An 8,926-nucleotide genomic window follows, 5' to 3' on the forward strand; every position below is an offset into this window, starting at 1 on the left:
GGTGGCGCTGCCTGCCGCAGCCACGCGTGCCGCCGCAGCCACGCTCGCCCCGGTACCCGCGCTCGCCACTGCATCGCCGCTGGCCGCCCCGGCGGTGCTGCCCGCCGTAGCCACGCGGGCCGCCGCAGCCACGCTCACCCCCAGAACTGCGGGCAAGCCATTGCAACCGCGTCAACCGGTCTCGCGCGCCTGCCCCGCTTTGCCCCTGCACCCACTTCACCGCACAGCTCCGGGATGCACCACGCAGCTCCGGGATGCACCGCACAGCTCCAAGAGGCATCGCACGGCACCGGGAGGCATCGCACAGCACCGGGAGGCATCGCACAGCACCGGGAAGCACCAGGCAGCAGCACACAGTCCAGGCAGCCACCGCGGCTCAAGGGAAGCGGGTGCGTCTGTCGCTGCAGCCGTCAACGGCAGGCGCACCCACCCTTTACACGACAGACCTCGCCGCCCGGTTCATTTCCCCTTCGGCGCCGCCGGTCGGGCCGCCGCCGTCGCGGCCCCCGCGCGAGCCGCCCCCGCTCGGGGCGCCACCGCGCGAGCCGCCGCCGCGCGAGGCGCCGTGTCGGCAACACGAGTCAGCAGTTCCTTCAGCGTCTTCAGCTCGGCAGCCGAGAGGTCCTGCCCGAGATCCGCGTCGAGGATCTTCAGGCGCGCGTCCGCGCGTTCGAACAGTTCGCGACCGTCGCCGGTGAGCCGGATTTCGATCAGCGTGCGGTGCAGCGCGTGAGGGGAGCGCTCCACGAGCCCCCGCGCTTCGAGCCGCCCGACGGTGCTGTTCATCGTCTGCGGCGTGACCTGGCACTGCCGCGCCAGTTCGGCGGAGGTGATCCCGTCGTGGTCGCTCAGGATCGTCAGCGCGGCCAGCTGGGCCGGCGTGATCCCGTACGCGCGCAGCACCTGTTCCTTCGCCTGCTGGGTGGCCTGCTCCGCACGTTTGATGAACCAGAGCAGCCGCGCCGTGTAGTGCGCCATCCGGCCAGTCTACTGACGCCCACTCGTGCGAGCTCGTCTATCAACATGCATACTGATACTTATCAGCACACTGATAATCGAGGAGTTCGCGATGACCACGCCGTTACGGCAAATCACCACAGTCACCAGCGCCGCCGCGCGCGCGATCGTCGATGCCGCCGTCGCCGCGGCGGGGCAGCCCTCGGTGGTCGCGGTCGTCGACGCTGCCGGGCAGTTGAGCGCGCTGACCAGGATGGACGGGGCCCCGGTGCAGGCGATCCAGATCGCGCAGGACAAGGCGTACACCGCCGCCGGATTCGGGATGCCGACAGCGCAGTGGCACGAGGTCCTGCGCGAAGACGCTCCGCTCGGCTTGGGCGCCGGTCCGGCGATCGACCGCTTCGTGGCTTTCGGCGGCGGGCTGCCGATCGTCGTGGACGGTCAGGTGGTGGGCGCCATCGGCGTTTCGGGCGGGCACTGGAGCGACGACGTCAAAATCGCGGAGGCCGGCCTCGCCGCGCTCTGAAAAGTCAGTGCCGGTCGCGGATGGCGGTTTCCCGCACCAGCCCGGCTTCGGCGTTGACCGCGGCGATGTCCTCGGCCAGCCGCCCCTCCGGCAGTTGCCCGCCCGAGGAGGCCAGCGGACCCACCAGATTCGCCGCGTCACTCTCACCGAGAGCGCGGTTCAGCTCGTCGGCCGCGTGCGCCGGCAGGTCCGGGTCCGCGCTGATCCGGCCAGCGAGCCGGCGGAGCGTGGCCGAGTTCTCCCGCGCCCACCGGGCCACGGCGCGGTCGCCCGCCCGCTGATCCCGCCGTGCGGAAACCCTTGCCTCGCCGGTGGTTTCCCCACTTTCGGACGGCTGCAGCCGGAGATAACGGCGTTCGGCGGCCTGCCGGCTGGCCACCCCGAGCGCGGGTGCGAGCACGGCCCAGCTTGCGCCCTGCGCCCGGGCGGCCGTGATCAGCTCCGGCTCCCAGCCCGCCAGCTCGTCCCTCAGCTCGCGGAGTTCCGTCAGTGCTTCGAGCACCGTTTCCGGCTGCGCCGCGCCGTTTCGCGCCTCCTCGACGGCCCGGCGCACGCGGCGCAGCGCGGTGTTCGGATCCATGTCATCCTTTCGCTGACGCACCTACTTGTCATCGGATCGATGACATGTTAAAACGGTGCTGCGTGTTGACGCCAGTGCTGATCACTGAGGAAGGAGGAGCTGGAATGTTGATGCGCACCGATCCTTTCCGCGAGCTGAACCGCTTCGCCCAGCAGGTCTTCGACGCCGCGCCCGGAACATGGTCGAAGCCCGCGGTCATGCCGATGGACGCTTACCGCGAGGGCGACGAGTTCGTCGCCTGCTTCGATCTGCCGGGTGTCGATCCCGGCGCCATCGAGCTCGACGTCGAACGCTCTGTGCTGACCGTCAAGGCCGAACGCCGCCCGCTGCCCACCGGGGACGACGTACGGATGCACGTGTCCGAACGGCCGCTCGGCGTGTTCTCCCGGCAGCTGTTCCTCGGTGACGGGCTCGACACCGAGCACATCACCGCGCACTACGAGGCCGGCGTGCTGACGGTCCGCATTCCCGTGGCCCAGCAGGCCAAACCGCGCCGCGTCGCCATCACGACCGGCGACGGCGAGCGCAAGAAGATCGAATCCTGAACCGCTGAGTCCGACCGTGCCGGCGGGTGACGCCCGCCGGCACGGGGAAAGGTGTGCGAACCATGACCGCGCCCGCCGGTGTCCCCCTCGGCCGGCATCCCGCCGTGTCCGCCCTGACCGAGTACCTGCGCCGGGTCGCGCTGGAGTTCGGGGTAGGGCTCGAATCCTGCACGGTGGACCACGACAGCCCGGTGTCCGCGTACCTCGCGCTGGAGGGCAGGCTGCCCCACTATCCGGGACGCGACGTCGCCCTGCTGTGGGACGAGGAACGCGGCTGGGCCGCGGCGATCGAGACCCATTCCGGCGAGGACCTCATCGTCCTGCGCTACCTTGGCGGCCCGGACGTCGCCCCCGCGCCTGCCAAGGTCGCCCGTTTCGTGCGTGCGTTGTACGAGGACGACCACACCGTCGGCAGGCCGGACCCGGTCGTGCTGCGCGAAGCCGGCACTATGGAGAACCTGTTGGCGTTGCTGGAAAAGCGCCTCAGTTCGCGGTGATCCGCAGGATCCCGGTGATCGTGCCCTGGAGGTAGACGCCGCCCGGTGTCGCGGTTCCCGCCATCTGCAGCGTGTCGTATAGGAATCCCGCGCCGACCGTCGCGCTGCGCACGACATTGCCGGTGGCCGGGTCGATTTCGGCGTAGCGGTACGGGTCGAGGATGCTCGTGCCCTTCGTGCCCGGGATGAGCGGGTCGCGCAGCACGGTGTGCAGTTTCCCGTCCGCCAGCGAGTATTTCGGCACCGCGGCCGAGCGGAGTGTGTTGTCCCAGACCAGATCGCAGCCCGAGCCGTCCGGCCGCACGTCGACGCGCGTGAAGCCGCCGGCGAAGTCTGCGGAGGCGGGAACGCTCTGGCCCGCGCCGTCCGGCACAGCAGGATAGGGGTAGCCGTACGTGCTCGCGACGTACACGCTGTTGTCTACGCCGATCGGAGAGTTCTCGCTGCCGGGCCCGCCACTGAGCAGCACCGGGGTGTCGCAGATCCGGCGCCCGGTCCCGGTTTCGTACACCTGCAGCTTCACCTGCGTGTCGGCGTTGTCCACGATCGCGACGTAGTCGGTGCCGTCGCGCGGGCCGAAGAATGTCGGCGTCGACCCGCTGCCCCAGCTGAGCTGGCCGGGTTTCCGCGCGGAACCGCGGTCGTAGGACTGCCGCCACGCGATGCGCGGAGCGCCGTCCGGCCCGGCGGTCAGCAGGTAGGTGGCCGCCGTCGTAGTGACGAGAGTGCCCGCCGGCGCGGTGGAAATGCTGTTCGCGACCTGTTCTCCCGCAGGCAGCCGTACCGTGGACACGGCGCCGCTCGCGTCGTCCGCGGTGCCGACGATCCCCTTGCCGGTGGCGAACCAGACCCGGCCGGACCAGTCCGGCGAAAGCCCGGTCACCGCGTCGTCCTCGGGGATCGCCGAAGCGAGCGAGAGGCTCCGGTCGACGCGCAGTTCCCAGTCCCCGTCGGCGTTCCGGTGGTGCCCGACCCGCAACAGCGACCGGCTGCCGTCCACGACGACGAGCCGGTTCTCCTGGTCCAAGTAGGCGTAGACGCCGCCGAGCAGACTTCCTTTGGTGAGCGCGAGTTCCGCGAGGGAGTCGCCGGTACTGGGGTCCAGCAGGTGCACGGTGGGGACCTGGCCGAAGATCGGCGTGCACAGCGCGACCGGGTAGCCGTCGGACCCGGCGAGCACGGTCGGGCAGGCCGAGGCGAGCGCGATCCGCTTGGAGTTCAGCGTCCCCGCACCCGGCCCCGGCAGGGGAGTGGTGTCCGAGGACGAGGTGTCGCCGTGCATCGTGGCCGTGCCGTCCGGCCCGGTATACGGGTTGTGCGGCGGTGTCGCGGCTTGCGCGGGAATCGTTGTCACGACGGCAAGAACGGCGACGCAGACGGCGATGAGCACGGAGCGGACGGTGGCCATGCCCGGAAGACAATCATGAAAACTTTTCACGGGTCAACCCAGCGGCCTGCCGTGGGACGCGGAATGGCCCGGGCACGCGTGCCCGGGCCGGTGCGGTGTCAGTACTTCTCGGACTGGCCGCCGTCGATCGCGACCACCGTGGCGTTGATGAACCCGGCCTGGTCCGAGAGCAGGAAGGCGACGAGCTTGCCGACCTCCTCGGGGCGCCCGAAGCGCTGCATCGGGTTCACGCTGACGAACTGGCGGCCCGCCTCCTCCCAGTTGACGGGGTCCAGCTGCTTGAGTGAAGCCTCGACCATCGGGGTCATGATCGCGCCCGGCGCGATCGCCTTGACGGAGATGCCGAACTGCCCGTACTCGATGCCGGAGTTGCGGGTCAGGCCGACGACGCCGTGCTTCGCCGCCGCGTACCCGGACTGATTTCCCACGCCGCGGATGCCGCCGACGGACGCCGTGTTGACCACGGTGCCCGAGCCCTGCCGCTTCATCACGGCGAGCACGTTCTTGAGGCCGAGGAACACGCCGCGCAGGTTGATCGACACCACGCGGTCGAACTCGGCCGTGCCGAAGTCCTCGGTCAGGTTCTGCTTGCCCTCGATACCGGCGTTGTTGAAGAAGCCGTCGATGCGGCCGTACTTCTCCACCGTCTCGGCGACGTAGCGCCGTACGTCCTCCTCGTTGCTGACGTCGGCCACGATCGTCAGAACCTCGGCCGCGGGCGCGACTTCCGCCACTGCTTCCGCGGTCTCCTTCAGGCCCTGTTCGCTGACGTCGACCAGCGCCAGTTCGGCGCCTTCCCTGGCGACTTCGAGCGCCGCGGCCCTGCCCAGGCCCGAACCGCCGCCCGTGATGAGCACGACCTTGCCGGTGAACCGGTCTTCCATGACTCCCACCTTCCTGGGGAACGCTCGGCGGGCTCGTCCTGCTGGCGGGTCCTGCCACTTGTTGAGACGATACGTCGCGTATCGTTATTCCCGTCCGGGAGGTGTGATGACGAAGCGACCGCGCAGCGGACCCCGTCGCGATCCCCTTGCCCACGAAGCGATCCTGAGCGCCGCGCGGGATCTGGTGGCCGAGGTGGGCTACGACCAGGCGACGGTGGAGGCGATCGCGGCGCGGGCCGGGGTCGGGAAGATGACCGTCTACCGCTGGTGGCCGAACAAGGCGGCGGTGGTCACCGAAGCGGTGGCCGACCGGCTTGCCCCGCCGCCGGTGCCGGACACCGGCTCGGTCGGTGAGGACGCCCTCGAGTACCTACGCGGGCTGGTGCGGACGCTGACCCTGCTCGGCGATCCGACCGTGGTGGCCGGCGCGCTGGCCGAGCGCGGCGAGGACGGCCGGATGGCGTTGCGCGACATCCTGCGCGACCGGTTCGAACCCGGCACACAGCTGCTTCGGCGCGGCGTCGAGCGCGGTGAGCTGCCCGCGGATCTGCCCGTGGCGGCCATCGTCGAAAGCTGGGCCGGATACGCGCTCTATCGCATCGTGTTCCTGCAGGAGGAGCCCTCGGACACGGATCTGCGGGAGCTGGCCGGGCTGCTCCCCGTCCGGTCCTGATTCAGTCCGGCTCGGTCCGGCTCGGTCCTGCTCAGTCCTGGCGTTCGACGAGCGTGTCGAGCAGGATGCCGAGCAGTTCGCGTTCGGAGTGGCTCAGCGGTGCCAGCACCTTGTCCTCCACGTCGGCGAGGAGTTCGTCGAGCTTCACCAGCCGCCGGCTGCCCTGTTCGGTCAAGGTGATCACGTTCCGGCGGCGGTCGGCAGGGTCGGGCGCGCGCTCGGTCAGCCCTCGCTCGCTCAGCTCGTTGATCACGCCCACGAGGTCACTGCGGTAGATGCCGGTGCGGGAGCTCAGCTCGGCCTGGCTGAGCGGGCCGAACTCCTCGAGGGTGGCGAGCACGGCGTAGTGCCATTTGCGGGCGTCCACCCGGTTCAGTTCCTCGTTCACGCGCCGGTCGGACAGGATCGCGGCCATCGACAGCTGCCGCGTGCGCAGCCGCCGCAGCCTGGCGGCCGTGCGATCCGCCGGGGCCGGCGCGTGTTCGTCCATGACCCGAGCATACCCCTTGCGTTAGTCCGACTAACGAAGTACGGTGATCTCAACAGTGTTAGTCGGACTAATGAATAGGAGAGGTTCATGCCCGAGACGAAGGTGCTCGACTCAGTGCTGCACCACGAGGAGAGCGGCAGCGGTGTTCCTTTTGTTTTCCTGCACGGGAATCCGGGGTCCTCGCACCTGTGGCGCAAGGTGCTGTCCGCGGTCGATCTCCCGGCCCGGTTGCTGGCTCCCGACCTGATCGGCATGGGCAGATCGGGAAAGCCGGAGATCCCGTATCGCTTCGGTGATCATGCCCGCTATCTCGACGCCTGGTTCGACGAGCTGGGTCTCGATGAGGTCGTACTCGTCGGGCACGACTGGGGCGGTTCGCTGGCGTTCGATTGGGCGGCCCGTCATCCCGATCGCGTCCGCGGTGTCGCCTTCTTCGAAACGATCATGAAGCCGATGTCGTGGAGCGAGCTGGGGGAGGCGCCGCGGGCGCGGGCGGAGGCCATGCGCGGGCCGGAGGGTGAGGAGCTGGTGCTGGAGCGGAACTCGTTCCTGGAGTCGGCTTTCGCCGGCGGGGTGCTGAATCCGGTGCCGGAGGAGGAGAAGGCGGCGTATCGCGAGCCTTATCCCACCAGGGAGAGCCGCCGCCCGATCCTGGAATGGGCGCGTTCTCTTCCGCTGGACGGGGAGCCCGCCGATGTCGCCGAACGGGTCGCGGGGTACGGGAAATGGCTTGCCTCCAGTGTTTCCGTGCCCAAGCTGCTGCTCACTTTCGACTCCTCGCCCACGCTGCTGATCGGCCCGGAGATGGCGGAATGGTGCGCGGAGAACGTCGCCGCCCTGGAGATCGAGCACTGCGGAGCCTCGGGTCACCATGCCCCGGAGGATCAGCCCGAGGCCATCGCCAAGGCCGTCAGCGCCTGGGCTCGCCGGAGGGAGTTGGTGTGAGGGCGAGTATCCGAAGTGGACGGCGCGATTGATCGGTCCCGCTGCTGGGCGCGATCAGTGAGAACTGTTGGACTTCGCTGTCCCGTGGCAGCAGAGTGGGGGCATGACCTATCTCGCGGACGAGGGACGCTACAACGGCACGATGCAGTACCGCCGAACCGGTCGGTCCGGGCTCGATCTTCCGGTGCTGTCCCTGGGCTACTGGCACAACTTCGGGGACGACAAGCCGTTCGAAACGCAGCGGGAGATCGCGCTGCGGGCGTTCGACCTCGGTATCACGCATCACGACCTGGCGAACAACTACGGCCCGCCCTACGGCTCCGCTGAGATCAACTTCGGGCGCATCCTGCGCGGGGACCTGAAGCCTTACCGGGACGAACTGGTGGTCTCGACCAAGGCGGGGTGGGACATGTGGCCCGGTCCGTACGGGCAGGGTGGTGGCTCCCGCAAGTACGTGCTGGCCTCGCTGGATCAGTCGCTGGGCCGGATGGGTTTGGACTACGTCGACATCTTCTACTCCCACCGGCCCGATCCCAGCACGCCGCTGGAGGAGACGATGACGGCGCTGGACACAGCTGTCCGCCAGGGGAAAGCGCTGTATGTCGGAATTTCCTCCTATGACGCCGAAACCACGAGGCAGGCGGCCGCGATCCTGCGGCAGCTGGGCACGCCGCTGCTGATCCACCAGCCGTCGTACTCGATGCTGAACCGCTGGATCGAAACCGACGGGCTGCTCGACGCCGCCGAGGCCGAGGGCGTCGGGGTCATCGGCTTCACGGCATTGGCCCAGGGGTTGCTGACCGGTCGTTACCTGGACGGGGTGCCCGCGGATTCGCGTGCGGCGCAAGGGAAATCCTTCGACACCGGCTGGTTGTCGGAGGACATGCTGGGCAGGCTGCGCGCGCTGAACGAGATCGCCGGGCGGCGTGGGCAGACACTCGCGCAACTGGCGCTGGCCTGGGCGCTGCGGGACAAGCGCGTCACGTCGCTGGTGATCGGCGCCTCACGGACGGAGCAGCTCGAGCAGAACGTGGCCGCACTCGGAAACCTGGACTTCAGCGAAGACGAACTAGCGGAGATCGACAAACTGACCGTGGAGGGCGCCGGAGTCGACCTGTGGCAAGACGCCCGCGAGGGCACCATCGGCTGACCACGCGCCACACACCAACCTGCCCGCCACCCCGGAACGGCTACGGGCGCGTCCCAGCGCGCGGCGCTCACGGACGCGCCCACCCATGCCGAGCCGTGCCGCTCCCATGCACGACCACCCGTGCCCGCCGCACGCCCTCACCTCCCGCTCCCCGGCGCGAGCGCCACCACCCGGCGAGGTGGCGGGCGAGTGGCCTGCCACCCGCCCGCTCCCCGGCGCGAGCGCCACCACCGCTCGAATGGCGCCCCGCCCCCACCCCGGAGGCACGCAC

11 protein-coding genes are annotated in these 8,926 nt (G+C 69.6%); 6 read left to right on the forward strand and 5 right to left on the reverse strand.

Annotated features, from left to right (window positions below; genetic code table 11):
* Positions 1–459 precede the first annotated feature (459 nt).
* Positions 460–978, reverse strand: a complete 519-nt coding sequence (locus tag FPZ12_RS30200; RefSeq protein WP_144757918.1) for a MarR family winged helix-turn-helix transcriptional regulator — start codon at positions 976–978, stop codon at positions 460–462.
* Positions 979–1,069: 91 nt separating this feature from the next.
* On the opposite strand from FPZ12_RS30200, the gene FPZ12_RS30205 reads away from it, so the two are divergent.
* Positions 1,070–1,483 (forward strand): GlcG/HbpS family heme-binding protein, encoded by a 414-nt coding sequence (locus FPZ12_RS30205; RefSeq protein WP_144757917.1) that lies wholly within the window; start codon positions 1,070–1,072, stop codon positions 1,481–1,483.
* Between the two features lie 4 nt (positions 1,484–1,487).
* On the opposite strand, the gene FPZ12_RS30210 is transcribed toward FPZ12_RS30205, so the two are convergent.
* Positions 1,488–2,063: an HSP18 transcriptional regulator gene (locus FPZ12_RS30210; RefSeq protein ID WP_144757916.1), complete on the reverse strand. Its 576-nt coding sequence runs from the start codon at positions 2,061–2,063 to the stop codon at positions 1,488–1,490.
* Between the two features lie 104 nt (positions 2,064–2,167).
* On the opposite strand from FPZ12_RS30210, the gene FPZ12_RS30215 reads away from it, so the two are divergent.
* Both FPZ12_RS30215 and FPZ12_RS30220 read left to right on the forward strand, forming a co-directional pair.
* Positions 2,168–2,608: an Hsp20/alpha crystallin family protein gene (locus FPZ12_RS30215; protein WP_144757915.1), complete on the forward strand. Its 441-nt coding sequence runs from the start codon at positions 2,168–2,170 to the stop codon at positions 2,606–2,608.
* 62 nt (positions 2,609–2,670) lie between these two features.
* Positions 2,671–3,105, forward strand: coding sequence for a DUF6292 family protein (locus FPZ12_RS30220; RefSeq protein WP_144757914.1), 435 nt, complete (start codon positions 2,671–2,673; stop codon positions 3,103–3,105).
* Here FPZ12_RS30220 and FPZ12_RS30225 read toward each other — a convergent pair.
* Together FPZ12_RS30225 and FPZ12_RS30230 are read right to left on the reverse strand one after the other, a co-directional pair.
* A complete protein-coding gene (locus FPZ12_RS30225) occupies positions 3,092–4,513 on the reverse strand; it encodes a hypothetical protein (protein ID WP_144757913.1) in 1,422 nt (473 codons plus the stop codon). The genes FPZ12_RS30220 and FPZ12_RS30225 overlap by 14 nt on opposite strands.
* Positions 4,514–4,611: 98 nt before the next feature.
* A complete protein-coding gene (locus tag FPZ12_RS30230) occupies positions 4,612–5,397 on the reverse strand; it encodes an SDR family oxidoreductase (RefSeq protein ID WP_144757912.1) in 786 nt (261 codons plus the stop codon).
* Positions 5,398–5,503: 106 nt separating this feature from the next.
* On the opposite strand from FPZ12_RS30230, the gene FPZ12_RS30235 reads away from it, so the two are divergent.
* Positions 5,504–6,070 carry a TetR/AcrR family transcriptional regulator gene (locus FPZ12_RS30235; protein WP_144757911.1) on the forward strand — a complete coding sequence of 189 codons (567 nt, stop codon included), beginning with the start codon at positions 5,504–5,506 and terminating at the stop codon, positions 6,068–6,070.
* Positions 6,071–6,101: 31 nt separating this feature from the next.
* Here the strand turns inward: FPZ12_RS30235 and FPZ12_RS30240 are convergent, their stop codons facing one another.
* Positions 6,102–6,560 (reverse strand): MarR family winged helix-turn-helix transcriptional regulator, encoded by a 459-nt coding sequence (locus FPZ12_RS30240; protein WP_144757910.1) that lies wholly within the window; start codon positions 6,558–6,560, stop codon positions 6,102–6,104.
* Between the two features lie 87 nt (positions 6,561–6,647).
* On the opposite strand from FPZ12_RS30240, the gene FPZ12_RS30245 reads away from it, so the two are divergent.
* Both FPZ12_RS30245 and mgrA read left to right on the forward strand, forming a co-directional pair.
* Entirely contained in the window at positions 6,648–7,505 is an 858-nt protein-coding gene (locus FPZ12_RS30245) for a haloalkane dehalogenase (RefSeq protein ID WP_144757909.1), read from the forward strand.
* A gap of 103 nt (positions 7,506–7,608) precedes the next feature.
* Positions 7,609–8,655: an L-glyceraldehyde 3-phosphate reductase gene (gene mgrA, locus FPZ12_RS30250; RefSeq protein WP_144757908.1), complete on the forward strand. Its 1,047-nt coding sequence runs from the start codon at positions 7,609–7,611 to the stop codon at positions 8,653–8,655.
* The last annotated feature ends 271 nt before the right edge of the window (positions 8,656–8,926 follow it).

Origin of the sequence: Amycolatopsis acidicola, from assembly GCF_007713735.2 — a bacterium.
Taxonomy (GTDB): Bacteria; Actinomycetota; Actinomycetes; order Mycobacteriales; family Pseudonocardiaceae; genus Amycolatopsis_E; species Amycolatopsis_E acidicola.